The following is a 19,098-nucleotide window of genomic DNA, read 5'->3' on the forward strand; positions in this document are numbered from 1 at the left end:
ATAGGTCGCAACACCCTGACGGCCCGCTTACCGGGCGGCCAAGACTTACCGGTGCGCCGGGCGATTCGCCAGTGTGGCAATCCGGAATTCGCCACACCCGGGAGGAGCGCGATGCGCGAATTCCGGATTCTGAGCCACACTGCCAACTTCAAGTTCTGGTGTGGTTTGAATTTGAAGTTCCTGAACGCGGATGCCGTTGAGGGGACAGGAACTTCAAATCCAAACCACCAGTGCGCTTTATCATCGCGGAACCATGCTGACGCTTTTCCATCATCCCATGTTCGCCTCCTGCCGGTTCGTGCGCCTCGCTTTCGGCGAGTATGGCGAGGAGCTGGCGCTGATCGAGGAGAAGCCGTGGACGCGGCGCAAGGAGTTCTTGGCGCTGAACCCGGCCGGCACGCTGCCGATCCTTTTGGCCGAGGGCGATGTGCCGATCGTCGGCGCCACGGTCATCTCGGAATATCTCGACGAGACGCGCGGCGTCCTGAAGCGCGACAAGCGCCTGTTCGCCGAGGACCCGATGCAGCGCGCCGAGATCCGCCGGCTGACCGACTGGTATCTCCACAAGGCCGAGAGCGAAGTCACCCGGCATCTGGTGCGCGAGCGCGTGCTGAAGCCGGTCATGCCGGAAACCGCGGGTGGCGGCTCGCCCGATTCGGCCGCCATCCGCGCGGCGCGGGCCAACATCCGCCAGCACATGAAATACACCAACTGGCTGGCCGGCACCCGCCACTGGCTGGCCGGATCGAGGGTCACCTATGCCGACCTCGCCGCCGCCGCTACCCTTTCGGTGCTCGACTATCTCGGCGAGATCGACTGGCGCGAGCACACTGCCGCGCGCGAATGGTACACGCGGGTGAAGTCGCGGCCTTCGTTCCGGCCGCTGTTGACCGACCGGGTGCGCGGCCTGTCGCCGGTGTCGCATTATGCGGACCTCGACTTCTGACGCCGCAAAACTGCGCGCGCTGATCGACGCGCAGGCGCGGCGCGCCGGTTTCGAGGCGGTCGCCGTCACCACCCCCGATGCGATCCCGCTGGCGCCGGCCCGGCTCGCCGCCTTTGTCGCGGACGGGTTCCATGGCTCCATGGGCTGGATCGCCGAGACGCTGCAACGCCGCAGCGAGCCGTCAAGCCTGTGGCCGCAGGTGCGTTCGATCGTCGTGCTGGCGATGAATTACGGGCCGGACCACGATCCCCGCGACCTGTTGGCCAGGCGCGACCGGGGCGCGATCTCGGTCTACGCGCAAAACCGCGACTATCACGAGGTGATGAAGGGCCGGCTGAAGGAAATCGCCGGCAAGATCGTGGCGCGGGCGGGAGGCGACGTCAAAGTCTTCGTCGATACGGCGCCCGTCATGGAAAAGCCGCTGGCCGAGGCCGCCGGGCTCGGCTGGCAAGGCAAGCACACCAATCTGGTCAGCCGGCAGCATGGTTCCTGGCTGTTCCTCGGCACCATCTTCACGACGGCCGAACTGGTTCCAGACCTGCCGGAGGAGGACCATTGCGGCTCCTGCCGCGCCTGCCTCGACGCCTGCCCGACCGATGCCTTCCCGGCGCCCTACCGGCTCGATGCGCGGCGCTGCATCTCCTATCTCACCATCGAGAACAAGGACCCGATCCCGCATGAATTCCGCGAGGCGATCGGCAACCGCATCTATGGCTGCGACGACTGTCTCGCCGCCTGCCCATGGAACAAGTTCGCCAAGGTGGCGTCCGAGGCCAAGCTCGCCGCGCGCGACGATCTACGCGAGCCGGCGCTGGCCGATCTTCTGCGGCTGGACGACGCGGCGTTTCGCGCCTTCTTTTCCGGCTCGCCGGTCAAGCGCATCGGCCGCGACCGCTTTGTCCGCAACGTGCTGATCGCTGCCGGCAATTCCGGCGATGCAGCGCTTGCCGGCGCGGTGCGCGCCTTGCTCGCCGACGCCTCGCCGCTGGTGCGGGGCGCGGCAATATGGGCGCTGGCGCGGCTGGTGCCCGAGGCCGAATATGCCGAACGCGCCGCGACCGGCCTGAAAACCGAGAGCGACGCGGCCGTGCGCGTGGAATGGGCGCGGCCAGTTCCAGCCAGGGCGCCTGCATGAGTGGAAAGCGGATATTCATCTTCGGCGCCGGTTATTCGGGCAAGGCTTTTGCGCGCGCCAACAGGGAGTCCGCCACGACGGTCGGCGGCACGACGCGCTCCGCGGAAAAATTCGAGGCGCTCCGCCAGGCCGGCATCGCGCCGCTGCTGTTCGATGGCGCGCTGACCGGCGAAATCGGCGACGCGCTGGCGACAACAACCCATCTCGTGATCTCGATCGCGCCCGAGGAGGCCGGCGATCCCGTGCTGAATGCCGCCCGCGAGGCGATCGTGCGGATGCCCGCGCTCGAATGGATCGGCTATCTCTCCACCGTCGGCGTTTATGGCGACCATGGCGGCGCCTGGGTCGACGAGACGACGCAATGCCGGCCGGTGTCGAAACGCTCGGCGATGCGGGTGGCGGCCGAGCAGGACTGGCTGCGGCTTGGCCGCGAGATCGGCCGGCCGGTGGCGGTGTTGCGGCTCTCCGGCATCTACGGCCCCGGCCGTAACGCCTTGGTCAATCTGGAAAACGGCACCGCGCGGCGGCTGGTCAAGCCCGGCCAGGTGTTCAACCGCATCCACTGCGACGATATAGCCGGCGCGCTGTGGCATCTCGTCGGGGGCAACACAGCCGGCATCTTCAACGTCACCGACGATGAGCCGGCGCCGCCGCAGGACGTGGTGGCCTATGCCGCCGCGCTGATGGGCATCACACCGCCGCCTGAAATTCCCTTCGAGGCCGCCCAACTTTCGCCCATGGCGCGGTCCTTCTATGGCGAGAACAAGCGCGTCGCCAACGCGGCGCTCAAGGCGGCGGGCTACCGGTTCCGCTTCCCGGATTACCGCGCCGCCTTCGACCACATGTGGGCAAGCGGCGACTGGCGCGACGGCGCGCCGCGCAGCCCGATGAAACGCTGACGCATTCCGTGACACGGTTTCGGGCCGGAATGCGTCGGAAAAGAAAACAGGGCGGTTGACCGGTTTGTGAAAAACGGAACCGCTCCGGCGATCGAAGCAACGTCCATTGCGTGCTATGATTCGGGCTTGGGTTTGCGGCGGGGGTTCATGGAGACAGCGATGCGGCTCGGCAAGCGTTCACAGCTGGCGGCGGCTTTTGGCCTGCTCGCCCTCACAAGTCTCGCGGTGCGGCCGGCAATGGCCGAGGAACGGGCAAAGGACCTGTTCGGCGCGATGAAACTGCCGGCGGCGGCCGCGCCGCAATCCTTCGGCTTCTACTCCAAGGGCTGCTTTGCCGGCGGCGTCGCCATCCCCATGGACGGCCCGACCTGGCAGGTGATGCGGCCGTCGCGCAATCGCCGCTGGGGCCATCCGGCGATGATCGCGCTGGTCGAGAAACTGTCGCGCGATGCCGTCGCCGACGGCTGGCCGGGCCTTTTGATCGGCGACATCGCGCAGCCGCGCGGCGGCCCGATGCTGACGGGCCATGCCTCGCACCAGATCGGGCTCGATGCCGACATCTGGCTGACGCCGATGCCCAGCCGGCCGTTGTCGATGGCGCGGCGCGAGACGATGAGCGCGACCTTGATGGTCGACGAAAAGACGCATCTGGTGAAGGACGCGCTGTGGACGTCGGCGCATACGCGGCTTTTGAAGCGCGCGGCGAGCTATCCCGAGGTCGAGCGCATCCTGGTCAATCCCGGCATCAAGAAGAAACTCTGCGACACCGTCAGGGGCGACCGCTCCTGGTTGCGCAAGATCAGGCCGTTCTGGGGCCACGACTATCACTTCCACATGCGCATCGGCTGCCAGCCGGGCTCGCCCAACTGCAAGGCACAGGAAGCGACCCCGGCCGACGACGGCTGCGGCAAGCCGCTGGCCTGGTGGTTCACGCAGGAGCCTTGGCGGCCCAACAAGAACCCGGATGCGCCCAAGGCGCGCGACCTGATGACCATGGCGAACCTGCCGAGAGAATGCCGCGCCGTGCTCGACGCGCCCGGGCCGGCCTCGGTCGAGGCAGCCACCTACCATAGCGGCGCCGTGCCGGTCGCGGTCGCCGCGCCCGAACCCGAGGCGCCGTCGCTGCCCGCGACCGCGGCCAGCGGCACGGCCGGCCTGCCGGGCATGGTGAACGCCTTCACCGCGACGCCCGAGATCGGCGTACCGGTGCCGCGGCCACGGCCGGGAAACTGACCGCGTCAGTTGACGCCCCGGCGCTTCGCCGCCGTTCATTCGTTACCCCGCGAGCAGGAGGGCCGGCATTGCAAACGCAGGATATAGGCCTTCGCCGCGTCGTCCGGTGGGTGGCCCTTCTGAACCTGGGCTACTTCATCGTCGAGTTCGCCGTGGCATCCGCGATCGGCTCCGTGTCGCTGTTCGCGGACAGTGTCGATTTCCTGGAAGATGCCTCGCTCAATTTGCTTATTCTCGTTGCCCTGGGCTGGGGCGCACGCAGCCGCGCAAGGGTCGGCATGGCTCTGGCGGCGATTCTTCTGGTGCCTGCGTTGGCGACGCTCTGGACGGCTTGGGCCAAGTTCAACCTGCCGGTCGCGCCGTCGCCGCTGCCGCTGTCGCTTGCGGGCGCCGGGGCCTTGGCCGTGAACCTGTCCTGCGCATTCATGCTGGCGCGCTTTCGCCATCACGGCGGCAGCCTGACAAAGGCCGCGTTCCTCTCCGCGCGGAACGACGCCTTTGCCAACGTCGCCATAATCGCCGCGGGCCTTCTCACCGCGGTGATCTGGCATTCTGCGTGGCCCGACCTGATTGTCGGCCTGGGAATTGCCGCCATGAACGCCGATGCGGCCCGCGAGGTCTGGTCCGCTGCCCGCGAGGAGCACAAGGCGGCAGTCTAGTCGCGGCCGTTCGACCTCATAAATCGGTCGTGCGCACCATCGGTTTCGAAAACCGTTTCCCTTTTCAAACTCATGCGCTAGTCAACGGGAGAACGGCAATGGGCCGTCGGGCGCCGGGGACGGACGACAAAGCATGCCAAACACAGGCGACGACGACACGGCGCTGCGGTTCCCGATCCTGATCGGCGACATCGGCGGCACCAATGCGCGCTTCTCGGTCGTGCTCGACGCCAATTCGGAAGCCGGCGAGCCGGCGATCGTCCAGACCGCCAGCTACAACACAATCGACGAGGCGATCCAGGCGGCGGTGCTCGACCGCTCCTCGGTCCGCCCCAATTCAGCGGTGCTGGCGGTGGCCGGCCCGGTCGACGGCGACGAGATCGAGCTCACCAATTGCCCGTGGATCGTCAAGCCCCGGCAGATGTTCGCCAGCCTCGGCCTCAGCGACATCGTCGTGCTCAACGATTTCGAGGCGCAGGCGCTGGCCGTCGTGGCGCTCGGCGAAGAGCACATGGAAAAGATCGGCGGCGGCGCGCCGGAGCCCAATGCAGGCCGCGTGGTGCTCGGTCCCGGAACCGGGCTCGGCGTCGCCGGGCTGGTGCACGCGCTGCGCCACTGGATCCCGGTGCCCGGCGAGGGCGGCCACATGGACATCGGCCCGCGTTCTAGCAGGGATTTCGAGGTCTTCCCGCATATCGAGAAGATCGAGGGCCGCATTTCGGGCGAGCAGATCCTGTGCGGACGCGGCCTGGTCAACGTCTACCGGGCGGTGGCCAAGGCGGACGGCAAGCCGTCGCCCTTCACCACGCCGGCCGAGATCACCGCAGCGGCACTTGCCAGGGCCGATCCGGTTGCGCAGGAAGCGCTGGAGATATTCGTCACCTGCCTTGGGCGCACCGCCGGCGATCTCGCCTTGGTGTTCATGAGCCGCGGCGGTGTGTTTCTCACCGGCGGCATCGCGCAGAAGATCGTGCCGGCGCTGAAACAGGGCAATTTCCGCGCCGCCTTCGAGGACAAGGCCCCGCACAGCGAATTGATGCGCACCATGCCCGTCTATGTCATCACCCATCCGCTGGCGGCCCTTCTGGGCCTCGCCGCCTACGCCAGGAACCCTTCGCTGTTCGGCGTGCAGACCGCGGGCCGCCGCTGGCAGGCCTAGGCTGGGCCGCATGACGGACCAGGCGTCCGTCCGGTCCCCGCGACGAAGTTAATCAGCCGCAGGCATAGGCAAGCCGGCCGCTTGGCGCTAAGAGGGGCGCCAGAAGGGATGCTGTGTGCAGCCCGGTCTTGCCAAGCGGAAACCACGAAGCGCTGCCGATTTGACACTCCAAGCTCCACATAAGCAGAAAGCCACTCCCGGCGAGGTCTGGGCGGTGCTGCGCCGTATCATCGCCGAGAATGGCCGCGACTACCTTTGGTCCTACATCTTTGCCGGCGCCTGCCTGCTGGCGGTATCCGCCACGACCGCTTTCACCGCCTGGATCATGAGCCCTGTCGTCAACCAGATCTTCTACGAGCGGCGCGGCGATCTGATCGTGTGGATTTGCGCCGGCGTCATGGGCGCCTTTCTCGTGCGCGGTTTCGCCGGCTACGGCCAGGCGGTGACGCTGGCGACCGTCGGCAACAATCTGGTTGCGCGCTACCAGCGCCGCATCTTCGATCACCTGATGAAGCTCGGCGTCGGTTTCTTCAACGACACGAGATCGGGCCGGCTGGCGGCGCAGGTCAACGAGAACGTCAACGGCATTCGCGACCTGCTGTCGATGACGCTGACGTCGATCGCGCGCGACGGGGTGACGCTGTTCGGGCTGCTCGGCGTCATGATCTACCAGGATCCGGTCCTGTCGCTCAGCTCGCTGGTGATCGGGCCGCCGCTCATCTACACCGTTGTCTATCTGATGCGCCGGGTGCGCCGCATCACCCGCGAATCGGTGCAGATCAACTCGCGGCTGATCGGCGCCATGCAGGAAGCCACGCAAGGCATCGCCATCGTCAAGGCCTTCACCATGGAGGACGAGCTGTCGCGGCGCATCGGCCAGCTCGCCAACAGCGCCGAGCACCGCGGCAACAAGATCGCCCGGGTTTCGGAGCGGCTGTCGCCGATTTCCGACATGCTGGCCGGTCTCGCCGTCACCGGCGTCATCGCCTACTCCGGCTATCGTGCGCTCGTCCTCGGGCAGCCGCCGGGCGCCGTCTTCTCCTTCATCACCGCGCTGATGCTGGCCTACGACCCGGCAAGGCGGCTGGCGCGCATGCAGGTCGGCATGGAGCGCGCTTTGGTCAATGCGCGCATGATCTACGAAATCCTCGATCTCGAGCCGCAGCAGGGCGATGCGCCGGGAGCCGCCGAGGCCAATTTCACCACGGGCGAAGTGCGGTTCGACAATGTGAGCTTCCGCTATGTCGAGGAGGCACCGGTCCTGCAGGACCTCAGTTTCGTCGCCGCCGCCGGCAAGATGACGGCCATCGTCGGCGCCTCCGGCGCCGGCAAGACGACGCTGGTGGCGCTGCTGCAGCGTTTCTACGACGTCGAGTCGGGCACGATCGAGATCGACGGCCAGGACATTTCCAAGATCACCAAGCAATCGCTGCGCAGCTCCATCGCCTATGTTTCGCAGCAGCCCTATCTGTTCGAAGGCACCATCCGCGACAACATCCGCTATGGCCGGCTCTCCGCCACCGACGCCGAGATCGAGCAGGCCGCGCGACTGGCCCAGGCCGACGGCTTCATCCGCCAGCAGCCGCTCGGCTACGACACGCCCGTCGGCGAAAACGGCGCGTCGCTGTCGGGTGGCCAGCGCCAGCGTGTGTCGATCGCCCGCGCCATCGTCCGCCAGGCGCCGATCCTGCTGCTCGACGAGGCGACCTCGGCGCTCGACAATGAGGCGGAAGCCAAGGTCCAGGAAGCGCTGACCCACGTCATGGAGGGGCGCACCACCATCGTCATCGCCCACCGGCTGTCGACGGTGGTCAATGCCGACCACATCATCGTGCTGGAACAGGGTCATCTGGTCGAACAGGGCACCCATGCCTCGCTGATGGCCGACCCGCACAGCGTCTATTCCCGCTTCCACCGGGTGCAGGGCAGGAAGGGCCTGGGGCTTGTCGATGACGGCGCGCCGATCCAAACTCCGGCGCCAGGGCCGACGCAACCTATCGAGACGCAGGGCATCGCCGGGAGCGCGAGATGAGTGAAACGCCGACAGCCGACAGACCCGCGGGCGATATGGGCCTGGTGGTGGTGGGCGCCGCCGGCCGCATGGGCCAGACGCTGATCCGCGCCATCCACACAATGCCGGGCGCACGCGTCGCCGGCGCGATCGAGCGGCAGGGATCGCCCTATCTCGGCAAGGATGCGGGCGAGCTTGCCGGCATCGGCATCATCAATGTGCCGATATCGGACGATCCGCTGTCGGCCTTCGCAGGGGCGGACGGTGTGCTCGATTTCACCGCCCCGGCTGCGACCGTCGAATTCGCCGGCTATGCGGCGCAGGCGCGCATCGTCCATGTTATCGGCACGACCGGCTGCTCGGCCGACGACAATGCCAGGATCGCCGCCGCGGCGCGCCATGCGACGATCGTCAAGTCGGGCAATATGAGCCTCGGCGTCAATCTCCTGGCGGTGCTGGTCGAACAGGCCGCGCGCGCCCTCGACGCCGGGGATTTCGACATCGAGATCCTCGAAATGCATCACAGGCACAAGGTCGACGCGCCGTCCGGCACCGCTCTGCTGCTGGGCGAAGCCGCCGCCGCGGGGCGTGGCGTGCCGCTTGCCGGCAACGATGTGCGCGTCCGCGACGGCCACACCGGCGTGCGCAAGCCGGGCTCGATCGGCTTCGCAACGCTGCGCGGCGGCTCGGTGGTCGGCGACCACAGCGTCATCCTGGCCGGCACCGGCGAACGCATCACGCTGGCCCATCATGCCGAGGACCGCACCATCTTCGCCCGCGGCGCCGTCAAGGCAGCCCTGTGGGCGCATGGCAGGAAGCCCGGCCTTTACTCGATGCGGGACGTGCTCAGGCTTGCCTGAAACGACCCCGGACCATCTTCATCCCCATGCAATTCCAGACAGAAAACCGCTTCCCACTTCTGCTGGAATTGCTCAGATCCCAGAGGAGCAAAAATGTCGAGAACCCTCGTGCTCGTGCGCCACGGCCAGAGCGAATGGAATTTGAAGAACCTGTTCACCGGCTGGCGTGACGTCGACCTGACCGAACAGGGCCACGCCGAGGCCAAGGCAGCCGGCCGGAAGCTCAAGGCACGCGGCCTGAAGTTCGACATAGCCTTCACCTCGGCGCTGGTCCGGGCGCAAAAAACCTGCCAGCACATTCTTGACGCCGTCGGCCAGAGCGACCTGAAAACCATCCGCGACCAGGCGCTGAACGAGCGCGACTATGGCGACCTCTCCGGCCTCAACAAGGACGACGCGCGTAAGAAATGGGGCGAGGAGCAGGTGCATGTCTGGCGCCGCTCCTACGACGTGCCGCCCCCCGGCGGCGAAAGCCTGAAGGACACCGGCGCCCGCGTCTGGCCTTATTACCTGCACGACCTCCAGCCGCATGTGCTGCGCGGCGGCACGGTGCTGGTCGCCGCCCACGGAAATTCGCTGCGCGCGCTGATCATGGCGCTGGACGGCAAGTCGGGCGAGGAGATCGTCAAGCTGGAACTCGGCACCGGCGTGCCGGTCATCTATACGCTCAACGCCGATTCCACCGTGGCGTCGAAGGAAGTGCTGGAGGGCTGACCGGTCCGGAGCCGGCAGTCGGAGGCTGCGGCTCTTGCCGGGCATGGCCTTTTGTGAAAGCCGGTTCTACCTTTCGGGATCATGTTCCAAAAACCGCGTTGACACACACCGCTTGCCCGCTTATTGAGCCCGCACCAGCCCAGATGGCGGAATTGGTAGACGCGCACGGTTCAGGTCCGTGTTCCGCAAGGAGTGGAGGTTCGAGTCCTCTTCTGGGCACCAAATTCCCGTCTCTGAACCGTTCGACGGTTCAGAGACTCGCAGAAAAAACCCGGTTCGTCCGGGCTTTTTTTGTTGCCCGTGCGACTGATCGCATGGTCATTCCCGTCAACAGAAAGCCGCGGGGATTTGCCCGACATCATGCGCACGCCTGCCGGGGAACGTGCGCTGTCGATGGCCGTGCCCTTATCGCAGGGAGCCTGTCACCGTCCGGTCGACGGCGGGCACGGATTTGCGGTCGTTGCCGGCAAGTGCGGCGATGATCAGCAGGCTGGCGACGACCGGGACGAACAGGACCGCCACGCGGGCTTGCACGTAAAGAATGGCGCGCCATTCATTGCGCTTGTCAGGGCTGTCGCTCATCATACACTCTCTGTCATGCCCCTCCCGGGCGCTGACATAGCGATGAACGGTTAAACAACCCCTTCCGAAATCGTTAATCGGCGGGAATTGCGCGGGTTCAGTTCAATCCGATCCGCTTTGCGCCTTGCCGGAACAATGCCTCCGCGTCCGCCTCGAAACGGAACGTGCCGATGAAATCGTCGGCGCGGTAGTCCGGCAGCGCCTTGCGGAGGGCGGCGGCGAAATTGCGTGCCTCGTCGAGCCGCCCGGCCAGCGCCAGGCAGTGTGCTGCTATCGCCAGGATGATGGCGTGGGCATTGGGCCGCGCCGCCGCCTTCAGCGCCCATTCTGCCGCTTCCTCGAACTGGCCGAGCCGCACATGCGACATGGCGCGCGCGCCCAGCATGCCGAACAGCAGCGGGTCGAAAGGGCTGAGATGGCGCGAATGGTCGGAGGAGCCGATCGCCGCCTGCGGATCGCCTGACTGCGAGTGGACGAAGGACAGCGCATAGTGGCCGAGCGCGAAATTGGGGCTGAGCTCCACTGCCCGTTCCAATTCGAAGAGCGATCCGTCCTGTTCGCCGCGCAGCCACAGCGCCCGGCCCATCGCCCAGTGCGCGGCAGGGTTCTGTTCGTCAACCAGGAGACTGTGCCCCGCTGTCTCGTAGGCTAGCGCGCTTTCGTGGTCGCGGTCGCCCCAGCGCTGGAAAGCGCTTTGCCAATGGGTGAAGGACAGGCCGGCATGGGCGCGGGCGAAGGTCGGGTCGAGCGCCGTCGCCACGCTGAAGAAATGCTGCGCCAACTCGTTTTCTGGCTGGGTGAAGCGATACATGTGCCAGAGGCCGCGGTGATAGGCTTCCCAGGCGTTGAGCGAGTTGGGCGCCTTCAGCATCGCGCGGTTGCGCTCGACCGTCTCGATCTCGGCCGAGATCGACGAGACGATCGCGTTGCCGATATCGTCGAGCACGCCGAAGAGGTCGTCGGCCCGGCGCTCGAAGCTCTCGGCCCAGACGATCCTGGCCGTGCGAACCTCGATGAGCTCGACGGCGATGATGACGCGGCCGGCCAGGGTGCCCACCGTGCCGGTGGCGACATAGTCCACATTCAGCTGCCGCCCCGCTTCCTGCGGCGCGATGTTTTTCTCGGCGAGCGCGAAGACCGAGCCGCGCGCGATGACGAAGAAATCCCTGAGCTTGGCCAGACGCGTGATGATGTCATGGGTCAGGCCGTCGGCGATCCCGCCGCGCGTGCCGCAAGGGCCGGCAGTCTCGACGAACGGCATCACCGCCAGCGAGGCGTGGCTGGGCTCCACGCCCGCCGGAGCGGGCGACGGCGGCGATGCCGCGATGCCGGCGGGCTGCGCCGCAAGCCGATCTACCGCCGGCCGATCTACCGACGGCCGATCCGACGGCCGATCTTCCGCTGGCCGATCTTCCGCTGGCTTGTCGCGCAGCGCCTGCCAAGCCGCGCGCACCGGTCCGAAGTCGAGCCCTTCCGATTGGAACAATTGCGCCGTCGCCGTCAGGTGCTGCTCGGCCGCGCCGATGGCGCCGCGCCCGGCCAGATGCGTGAGCAGCGCCAGATGCGCGCGGCCGTCGAACGGCGCCAGCTCCACCCATCGGTCAAGACCGGCTGCTGCCGCCTCCGAACCGGGCGGAACCGCCGCGACAAGGTGCTCCAGCACGGCGGCGTGAGACGACTGGAAGCGGCGGCGCTGCGCGATCAGCCAACTCTCGAAAAACGGACTGCGGTCGAGCTCCAGACCGTCGAGAAAGTCGCCGGCGAACAGCTCCGACAGCGATCGCAGGCGCTCCGCGTCGAGGGAGGCGATCCCTTGCGCGGCGGCGGCGCTAACCTCCAGCGCGTCGACGAAACAGCCGTCGAGGCGCAATGCGACCGTGTCGTCCTGTGTCTCGACCCGACGGTGCCCCGGCTCGTCGAGGACGGCGCGAAGCTTGCTGAGGCACCAACGCAACTCGCCCCTGGGGTCGTTCGGAACATCCCACAAGAGCTCGCACAGCCGAGCGCGTCCGACCGGATGCGGCGCCAGCGCCAGATAGGCAAGCAGCGCGCGCAGCTTGCGCGATGCCGGCAATTCGGCCCGCACGCCATCGCGCACGACCGCAAACGGCCCGAGCAGGCGCACGGCAAGAGCGGGCTTACCGCGATCCAGGCTCGGTCGAGCGGATTCCACGTGCATTTCCACGCTTGCTCCCACGCTTCCTCCCACGTTGGCCGGTCGGCCCTCGTTTATCACCGAACACGGCCTGAACGCACCCGGTTGCGAGTTGCGCGCCGGGATGCGGGCAGCCGCATTGCCGGCACGTCGAGCGACCCTAGCGCGGCAAGGTCTCGAAACCTCGCCGCCCAAGCCGCCGGTTTGTAACCGGCCCGTGACCGCAAGGTACCAACACAGACGAGGAGACCAGACATGTTGCAGCAAGCAAGAATCAGAACCACGGCCGGCCGCGGCCGCCTGTTCGACAGCATTTTGGACACGGTCGGCGACACGCCGGTCATCCGCATCAACAATCTTGGCCCGGCCCACGCGACGATCTACGTCAAGGCCGAGTTCTTCAACCCGGCTGCCTCGGTGAAGGACCGGCTGGCGCTCAACATCATCGAGGAGGGCGAGCGCAGCGGCGCGTTGAAGCCGGGCCAGACCATCGTCGAGGCCACCAGCGGCAACACCGGCATCGGGCTCGCCATGGTCTGCGCGCAGAAAGCCTATCCGCTGGTCGTCACCATGGCCGACAGTTTTTCCGTCGAGCGCCGCAAGCTGATGCGCATGCTGGGTGCCAAGGTGGTGCTGACGCCGCGCGCCGAAAAGGGGTTCGGCATGTACAAGAAGGCCGTGGAGCTGGCCGAGGCCAATGGCTGGTTCCTGGCGCGACAGTTCGAAACCAGGGCCAACGCCGCCATCCACGAGGCGACGACGGCGCGCGAGATCATCAATGATTTCGCCGGCTCGCGGCTCGATTGCTTCGTCACCGGCTACGGCACTGGCGGCACCGTGGTCGGCGTGGCGCGCGTGCTGCGCCGTGAGCGGCCGGATGTCCGTATCATCCTGTCCGAGCCGGCCAACGCCCAGCTCATCGGCAGCGGCAAGGCGCAGCAGCGCGGTGTCGACGGGGCGCCCGCCGCCAGCCACCCGGCCTTCGAGCCGCATCCGATCCAGGGCTGGACGCCTGATTTCATCCCCAACGTGCTGCAGGAAGCGGTCGATGCCGGTCTCTATGACGAGGTGATGCCGATCGCCGGGCCCGAGGGCATCAAATGGGCCAAGGCGTTGGCGCAGAAGGAAGGCATCTTCACCGGCATTTCCGGCGGCGCCACCTTCGCCGTGGCGCGGCAGGTCGCCGAGAAGGCGCCGGCCGGATCGGTGATCCTGTGCATGCTGCCCGACACAGGCGAACGCTACATGACGACGCCGCTGTTCGACGGCATCGATGCCGAGATGGACGCCGACGAGACGGCGCTGTCGCGCTCGACGCCCGGCTGCCAGTTCCCGGCGACTTGACGGGAGGCTGTCATGGACGTCGCGCAGGAAACCCCTGGCACTGTGGCCGAGGAGACGCTTGACCCCCTGGACTGGGCCGATGTGCAGGCCCTGTCGCACCGGGTCATCGACGATGCCGTCGACTATCTGCGCGACGTGCGCGACCGTCCGGTCTGGCGGGAGATGCCGGCTGACGTGAGGGAGGTCTTCGCCGCACCCCTGCCGCGAACGCCGGCGCGGCTAGCCGCCGTCTATGGCGAGGTCTCCCGCACCGTGATGTCATACCCGATGGGCAACATCCATCCTCGCTTCTGGGCTTGGTACATGGGCTCGAGCAACTTCACCGGCGCGCTCGGCGATTTCCTGGCGGCGATCCAGGGTTCCAACCTCGGCGGCGGCAACCATGCCGCCGGGCTGATGGACTGCCAGGTCGTCAACTGGTGCAAGCAAATGCTGGGGTTTCCCGTCTCGGCCAGCGGCACGCTGGTCAGCGGCGGTTCGATGGCAAACATGATCGGGCTGACGGTGGCGCGCAACGTCAAGGCCGGCATCGACGTGCGCGAGCACGGCGTTGCCGCCATCGAGAAGCCCCTGCGCTATTATGGCTCGGACCAACTCCATTCCTGTCACCGCAAAGCCATGGAGGCGCTCGGCCTCGGCAACCGGGCCTTGCGGCGAATACCGACCGATGCCGGGCTGCGCATCGACATCGCGGCCTTGCGGGCGGCAATTGCCGAGGACCGCCAGGCGGGCTTCAAACCGGCCTGCGTCATCGGCAATGCCGGCACCGTCAACACCGGAGCGATCGACGACCTGCGGGCGCTTGCCAAGCTGGCGCATGAGGAAGAGCTCTGGTTCCATGTCGATGGCTGCATCGGCGCCCTGGTCGCCATCGCTCCGCAGAACGCCCATCGCGTCGCCGGCATCGAATGGGCCGATTCGATCGCGCTCGATCCGCACAAATGGCTGCACGCGCCGTTCGAGGCCGGCTGCGCCCTGGTCAGGGACGCCCTCGCGCATCGCCGTACCTTCGCCGTGACCCCCGAATATCTGGAATCGACGCCGCGTGGTCTCGCCTCCGGCGAATGGCTGCACGACTACGGTTTGCAGACGTCGCGCGGCTTTCGCGCGCTCAAAGTATGGATGGCGCTGAAGGAGCATGGCGTCGACAAATTCGGCCGCCTGATCGACCAGAACATCGCGCAAGCGGCCTATCTCGCCGGATTGATCGAGGACGAGCCGTCGCTGGTGCTGATGGCGCCGACCACGATCAACATCGTCTGCTTCCGGCATCGGCTTGCCGGGGCGTCCGGCGAGGAGCTTAAGCGGTTCAACACGGAGATCATGCTGCGTTTGCAGGAACAAGGCATTGCGGCACTGTCGGACACGACGGTGCAAGGCCAGCATTGCCTGCGCGTGGCGATCACCAACCACCGGACCCGGCGCGACGATCTTCACCTGCTGGTGCGGGAAACGCTGCGGCTGGGACGCCAGATCGCGGCGGAGGCGGCTTCCTAGTTCGCGGCGGCCATGCGAGTCTGCTGGCATGATTCGAAAGGTCCAATCGTGACGCTCTTTCGCGCGGCCACACTCGCGGCATTGGTTTTCACCACCTCGGCTGGGGCTGCCGACATGGCTTTCTTCGTCAAGAACCAGCGCGGGCAGGCCGTTGCGGTCGAACTGTTCAGCCGCGACCGCGAAACGGTCTGGCCGGGCGACGACAAGGTGTTCCTGATCGATCCCGGCTCACGCAAATCGGTGCCGATTTCGTGCAATGAGGGCGAACGCATCTGCTACGGCGCGTGGGTCAACGGCAATGACGCCATCTCGGCCGGCGTCGGCCCGGACAACGACCGGCCCTGCGACGATTGCTGTTTCATCTGCGTGCACCATTCGACCGAGACAGTCGACCTGGTGGAGTAGCGCCAATCTCCCCAAAATTAGTCCGGGATTGTCGCGGTCGCCCCCTTTAGCGATCGCTCGCCCCGTGCAATGCCCGCAAGGCGGCCGGGTGGGCCGTTTATTTTTGGGGGATATCATGTTCTACGCCTATGCGCGCCGCTCGCTGGCCGCGCTGTCTCTTGCCATGCTGCTGGTGCCGTCGGCCCATGCCGGCGACGTCACCTTCGCCATCAAGAACAGCCATCCCAATGCCATGCGCCTCGAGCTCTACAGCCAGGACCGCGACTATGTGTGGCCGGGCAACGGCAAGGATTTCTACCTCGATGACGGCGAGACCAGGCAACTGCCGGTCTCCTGCGACGAGGGCGAATCGATCTGCTACGGCGCCTGGGTCGACGGCGACGAAGGCACCTATTGGGGCGTCGGCCCCGGCGGCAAGGAAAAATGCGACGATTGCTGCTATACCTGCAGCGGCGGCGAGACCGAGGAGATCGAACTGGTTCCCTGACCGGCTTGCCAGCTTGACGCTTTTCCTGCCTGGGGCATAGCCTGCAAGAACAGCACCCAAAGCACGCCGCATCCAGGCGGCGTGCGTCAGGCAACAGGAGCAAGGCGATGGCAGGTCCGGTCGAGGGCGAGAAGATAGACGTCGGCTTTGCCGGCCGGCGCTGCATCCATTCGCGCAATTGCGTGCTGGGCGATCCGCATGTCTTCGTGCCGAACGCGCCGGGAGAGTGGATCCATCCCGACGCGGCCAGCGTCGAGAAGATCGTCGCCATTGCCGAAAGCTGCCCGTCAGGCGCCATTACCTATGTCAGGAAGGATGGCGGGCCGCAGGAAAGGCCGCCGGTGGTCAACACCGTGCGCATCAGGGAAAACGGCCCGCTGGCCGTCCACGCCGAGATTATGCTCGACGGCGAGACGTTACACCGCGCCACGCTCTGCCGCTGCGGCGCGTCGCAGAACAAGCCGTTCTGCGACGGCAGCCACAACAAATCAGGGTTTGCCGCCACCGGCGAGCCGGCGCTGAAGGACACGCCGGCGCTGGACGCGCGCGACGGGCCACTCAAGGTTACGCCGACGAAAGACGGGCCGCTCAAGCTCGAAGGCAATGTCGAAATCGTCACCGGCACCGGCCACACGGTCGACCGCACGCAACGCGCCTTCCTATGCCGCTGCGGCCATTCGGCGAACAAGCCGTATTGCGATGGGTCGCATAAAAAGGTTGGGTTCGTGGGGTAGGTTGACCCTGCCATTGAAGCTGCCAATCTCCCCCCTCGTGGGGGAGATCGAACCCCTCCCGTGGCCCAGCGCTCTCAGCTTTATCGTCCGGCCGCTATAGGTTAAGGGCGAGAAGCATTTTCCTATCTGCTCGGGCCATCATCAGACATGACCAAGACCAAGCCAAAACCTCTTTTCCTCGGCATCGACACCGGCGGCACCTACACCGATGCCGTGCTGTGGTCTGAAACCGAAGGCCCGCAGAGCGGGCCGAACAAGGGAAAGGTGCTGGCCAAGGCCAAGGCTCTGACCACCAGGCACGATCTCGCCGTTGGCATTTCCGGCGCCGTCGACGCGGTTCTGGAAAAAGCGGTCACCGATCCGGCCGCCATCAAGCTTGTCTCCATGTCGACGACGCTTGCCACCAACGCGCTGGTCGAGGGCCAGGGCGGCCGCGTCGCGCTGATCATGATCGGCTTTTCCGAGGCGGACCTTGCCCGCGATGGGCTGAAGGCGGCATTGGGCACCGATCCGGTCGTGTTCTGCCCCGGCGGCCACGATGTGCACGGCAATACCGCCAAGCTCGACCTGTCCGGCCTCGAGGCGGCGCTGTCCGAACTCGGCGGCTCGGTCTCGGGCTTTGCCGTCTGCGCCTATTTCGCCACCCGCAACCCGGCGCACGAGATCGCCGCCCGCGAGCTGATCCGGGAGAAAACCGGCCTGCCGGTCACCGCGAGCCATGAATTGTCGGCCAAGCTAGGCGGTCCGCGCCGGGCGCTGACGACGCTGCTCAACGCCCGGCTGATCTCGATGATCGACCGGCTGGTGGCGGCGACCGAAGGCTTTCTCGAGGCGCGCGGCATCGCGGCGCCCCTGATGGTGGTGCGCGGCGACGGTGCGCTGGTGTCGGCGGCGTTCGCCCGCCAGCGGCCGATCGAGACCATTCTCTCCGGCCCGGCCGCCAGCCTGGTCGGCGCGCACCACATGACCGGATTGGAAAACGCGGTGGTTTCCGACATCGGCGGCACCACCACCGACGTTGCCGTGCTCGACAAGGGCCGGCCGCGGCTCGATCCGGAAGGCGCCACCGTCGGCGGCTTTCGCACCATGGTCGAAGCGGTCGCCATGCGCACCTTCGGCCTCGGCGGCGATTCCGAAGTAGCGTTGGAAGACGGTGCTCTCAACCCCAGGCTCCTGCTTGGACCGCGCCGGCTGGTGCCGCTGGCGCTGGCCGGCATGGTGCATCGCGAGGCGGTTCTGGCGGAACTCGAGCGCCAGCTGCGCGCGCCGAACACCGGCCGCATGGACGGCCGTTTCGCGGTGCGCACCGGCGTGCCCGACCGTCTTGCCGCCGGGCTGACCGTTCCGGAAGCAAGGCTCTATGAAGCGATCGGCGCAATGCCTTTGCCTCTCGACAGGCTTTTGACCTCGAATGCCCAGAACGCCACCTTGAACCGCCTGGTGTCGCGCGGGCTGGTGCACATTTCAGGGTTCACGCCGTCGGATGCGGCGCATGTGCTTGGCAAGCAGGCGAACTGGGATGCCGCGGCCGCCCGCCTCGGCGCAGAGCTGTTTGCCCGCAAGCGCGACGGCCGCGGCCAGGCGATCGCGGCCTCCCCCGAGGCGATTTCGGAGCGCGTGCTGGCCGCGCTGACGCGCTGGTCGGCCGAATATATCCTTCAAACCGCCTTCGCCGAGGACGGGCTCGACGGCGCGGCCACCGTTGCGCATGCGCTGGTGCAGCGCGCCGTCGACGCGCATCCCGGCATTGCGCGCCTGAGCGTCGCGCTCGACCGGCCGGTGATCGGCCTCGGCGCCTCCGCGCCGCTGCACTATGCCGGACTGCCGCCATTGGTCGGCAATGACTGCGTGGTGCCTGATGATACGGATGTCGCCAACGCGCTCGGCGCCGTGGTCGGCCAGGTCCGGGTATCGGCGGAGGCGCGCGTCAGCCAGCCCAAGGAAGGTCTGTTCCGTCTTGCCTCGGGCGAAACCGTGCGCGATTTCCTCGACGAGGCGGCGGCGATCGCGGCCGCCGAGGCCGATGTGCGCGCCATCGTCGCGGAGCGCGCCAGGGACGCCGGCACCGACAGCGCCGAGATCGATGTCGCGACCGAATTCCGCGTCTCCACCGTCGAAGCCCAGCGTATGTTCATCGAGGCGCATGTGGTGGCGGTGGCTTCGGGCAGGCCACGGATCGCGGTGTGATGGAGGGTGTAATCTCCCCCCTTGTGGGGGAGATGGCCGGCAGGCCAGAGGGGGGCGCTGTCCTGCCAGCGTCTCGGAGCAGCGCCCGCTC

General features: G+C 67.0%; 17 protein-coding genes and 1 tRNA gene. 16 read left to right on the top strand and 2 right to left on the bottom strand.

Annotated elements, in window-relative coordinates; all coding sequences use genetic code 11:
* The first annotated feature begins 253 nt into the window (after positions 1-253).
* The 10 genes from FJ959_RS03550 to FJ959_RS03595 all read left to right on the top strand — a co-directional run bounded on the left by FJ959_RS03550 (position 254) and on the right by FJ959_RS03595 (position 9,838).
* Entirely contained in the window at positions 254-946 is a 693-nt protein-coding gene (locus FJ959_RS03550; protein ID WP_140491712.1) for a glutathione S-transferase family protein, read from the top strand.
* A complete protein-coding gene (gene queG / locus FJ959_RS03555; RefSeq protein WP_140628485.1) occupies positions 927-2,081 on the top strand; it encodes a tRNA epoxyqueuosine(34) reductase QueG in 1,155 nt (384 codons plus the stop codon). The genes FJ959_RS03550 and queG overlap by 20 nt, the downstream gene beginning before the upstream one ends.
* On the top strand, positions 2,078-2,980 hold the full coding sequence (locus tag FJ959_RS03560) for an SDR family oxidoreductase (protein ID WP_140628488.1): 903 nt from the start codon (positions 2,078-2,080) through the stop codon (positions 2,978-2,980). The genes queG and FJ959_RS03560 overlap by 4 nt, the downstream gene beginning before the upstream one ends.
* Before the next feature lie 147 nt (positions 2,981-3,127).
* Complete coding sequence (mepA, locus tag FJ959_RS03565) at positions 3,128-4,213, top strand: penicillin-insensitive murein endopeptidase (RefSeq protein WP_140628490.1); 1,086 nt, start codon at positions 3,128-3,130, stop codon at positions 4,211-4,213.
* A gap of 68 nt (positions 4,214-4,281) precedes the next feature.
* A complete protein-coding gene (locus FJ959_RS03570; RefSeq protein ID WP_140628492.1) occupies positions 4,282-4,872 on the top strand; it encodes a cation transporter in 591 nt (196 codons plus the stop codon).
* 133 nt (positions 4,873-5,005) lie between these two features.
* Positions 5,006-6,031, top strand: a complete 1,026-nt coding sequence (locus FJ959_RS03575; RefSeq protein ID WP_140554690.1) for a glucokinase — start codon at positions 5,006-5,008, stop codon at positions 6,029-6,031.
* A 160-nt stretch (positions 6,032-6,191) separates the two neighbouring features.
* Complete coding sequence (locus FJ959_RS03580) at positions 6,192-8,063, top strand: ABC transporter ATP-binding protein (protein WP_140628495.1); 1,872 nt, start codon at positions 6,192-6,194, stop codon at positions 8,061-8,063.
* Positions 8,060-8,902, top strand: coding sequence for a 4-hydroxy-tetrahydrodipicolinate reductase (dapB, locus tag FJ959_RS03585; RefSeq protein WP_140628497.1), 843 nt, complete (start codon positions 8,060-8,062; stop codon positions 8,900-8,902). The genes FJ959_RS03580 and dapB overlap by 4 nt, the downstream gene beginning before the upstream one ends.
* A 93-nt stretch (positions 8,903-8,995) precedes the next feature.
* Complete coding sequence (locus FJ959_RS03590) at positions 8,996-9,616, top strand: 2,3-bisphosphoglycerate-dependent phosphoglycerate mutase (protein ID WP_140628499.1); 621 nt, start codon at positions 8,996-8,998, stop codon at positions 9,614-9,616.
* Positions 9,617-9,753: 137 nt separating this feature from the next.
* Positions 9,754-9,838 (top strand) — tRNA-Leu (locus FJ959_RS03595).
* 183 nt (positions 9,839-10,021) lie between these two features.
* On the opposite strand, the gene FJ959_RS03600 is transcribed toward FJ959_RS03595, so the two are convergent.
* Together FJ959_RS03600 and FJ959_RS03605 are read right to left on the bottom strand one after the other, a co-directional pair.
* Positions 10,022-10,198, bottom strand: a complete 177-nt coding sequence (locus FJ959_RS03600) for a hypothetical protein (RefSeq protein ID WP_181171862.1) — start codon at positions 10,196-10,198, stop codon at positions 10,022-10,024.
* A gap of 97 nt (positions 10,199-10,295) precedes the next feature.
* Positions 10,296-12,377 (bottom strand): transcriptional regulator, encoded by a 2,082-nt coding sequence (locus FJ959_RS03605; protein ID WP_140628821.1) that lies wholly within the window; start codon positions 12,375-12,377, stop codon positions 10,296-10,298.
* Between the two features lie 231 nt (positions 12,378-12,608).
* Between FJ959_RS03605 and FJ959_RS03610 the strand changes: the two genes are divergently transcribed.
* The 6 genes from FJ959_RS03610 to FJ959_RS03635 all read left to right on the top strand — a co-directional run bounded on the left by FJ959_RS03610 (position 12,609) and on the right by FJ959_RS03635 (position 19,007).
* Entirely contained in the window at positions 12,609-13,697 is a 1,089-nt protein-coding gene (locus tag FJ959_RS03610) for a pyridoxal-phosphate dependent enzyme (RefSeq protein ID WP_140628504.1), read from the top strand.
* Positions 13,698-13,709: 12 nt separating this feature from the next.
* The gene (locus tag FJ959_RS03615; RefSeq protein WP_140628506.1) at positions 13,710-15,194 is read left to right on the top strand and encodes an aspartate aminotransferase family protein; all 1,485 of its coding nucleotides are present in this window, start codon (positions 13,710-13,712) and stop codon (positions 15,192-15,194) included.
* A gap of 48 nt (positions 15,195-15,242) precedes the next feature.
* Complete coding sequence (locus FJ959_RS03620) at positions 15,243-15,599, top strand: hypothetical protein (protein ID WP_140524348.1); 357 nt, start codon at positions 15,243-15,245, stop codon at positions 15,597-15,599.
* A 115-nt stretch (positions 15,600-15,714) separates the two neighbouring features.
* Positions 15,715-16,086, top strand: a complete 372-nt coding sequence (locus FJ959_RS03625; RefSeq protein WP_140628509.1) for a hypothetical protein — start codon at positions 15,715-15,717, stop codon at positions 16,084-16,086.
* A gap of 107 nt (positions 16,087-16,193) precedes the next feature.
* Entirely contained in the window at positions 16,194-16,820 is a 627-nt protein-coding gene (locus tag FJ959_RS03630) for a CDGSH iron-sulfur domain-containing protein (protein ID WP_140491673.1), read from the top strand.
* A gap of 147 nt (positions 16,821-16,967) precedes the next feature.
* Entirely contained in the window at positions 16,968-19,007 is a 2,040-nt protein-coding gene (locus tag FJ959_RS03635; protein ID WP_140628511.1) for a hydantoinase/oxoprolinase family protein, read from the top strand.
* Positions 19,008-19,098: the final 91 nt, after the last annotated feature.

The sequence above is a fragment of the Mesorhizobium sp. B2-2-4 genome (assembly GCF_006442375.1).
Classification (GTDB): Bacteria; Pseudomonadota; Alphaproteobacteria; order Rhizobiales; family Rhizobiaceae; genus Mesorhizobium.

Excerpts from the sequence above, each read along its gene's own strand:
- FJ959_RS03550 (WP_140491712.1), top strand. The coding sequence starts at position 254 with ATGCTGACGCTTTTCCATCATCCCATGTTCGCCTCCTGCCGGTTCGTG.
- queG (WP_140628485.1), top strand. The coding sequence starts at position 927 with ATGCGGACCTCGACTTCTGACGCCGCAAAACTGCGCGCGCTGATCGAC.
- FJ959_RS03560 (WP_140628488.1), top strand. The coding sequence starts at position 2,078 with ATGAGTGGAAAGCGGATATTCATCTTCGGCGCCGGTTATTCGGGCAAG.
- mepA (WP_140628490.1), top strand. The coding sequence starts at position 3,128 with ATGGAGACAGCGATGCGGCTCGGCAAGCGTTCACAGCTGGCGGCGGCT.
- FJ959_RS03575 (WP_140554690.1), top strand. The coding sequence starts at position 5,006 with ATGCCAAACACAGGCGACGACGACACGGCGCTGCGGTTCCCGATCCTG.
- dapB (WP_140628497.1), top strand. The coding sequence starts at position 8,060 with ATGAGTGAAACGCCGACAGCCGACAGACCCGCGGGCGATATGGGCCTG.
- FJ959_RS03590 (WP_140628499.1), top strand. The coding sequence starts at position 8,996 with ATGTCGAGAACCCTCGTGCTCGTGCGCCACGGCCAGAGCGAATGGAAT.
- FJ959_RS03600 (WP_181171862.1), bottom strand. The coding sequence starts at position 10,198 with ATGAGCGACAGCCCTGACAAGCGCAATGAATGGCGCGCCATTCTTTAC.
- FJ959_RS03605 (WP_140628821.1), bottom strand. The coding sequence starts at position 12,377 with ATGCACGTGGAATCCGCTCGACCGAGCCTGGATCGCGGTAAGCCCGCT.
- FJ959_RS03610 (WP_140628504.1), top strand. The coding sequence starts at position 12,609 with ATGTTGCAGCAAGCAAGAATCAGAACCACGGCCGGCCGCGGCCGCCTG.
- FJ959_RS03615 (WP_140628506.1), top strand. The coding sequence starts at position 13,710 with ATGGACGTCGCGCAGGAAACCCCTGGCACTGTGGCCGAGGAGACGCTT.
- FJ959_RS03625 (WP_140628509.1), top strand. The coding sequence starts at position 15,715 with ATGTTCTACGCCTATGCGCGCCGCTCGCTGGCCGCGCTGTCTCTTGCC.
- FJ959_RS03630 (WP_140491673.1), top strand. The coding sequence starts at position 16,194 with ATGGCAGGTCCGGTCGAGGGCGAGAAGATAGACGTCGGCTTTGCCGGC.
- FJ959_RS03635 (WP_140628511.1), top strand. The coding sequence starts at position 16,968 with ATGACCAAGACCAAGCCAAAACCTCTTTTCCTCGGCATCGACACCGGC.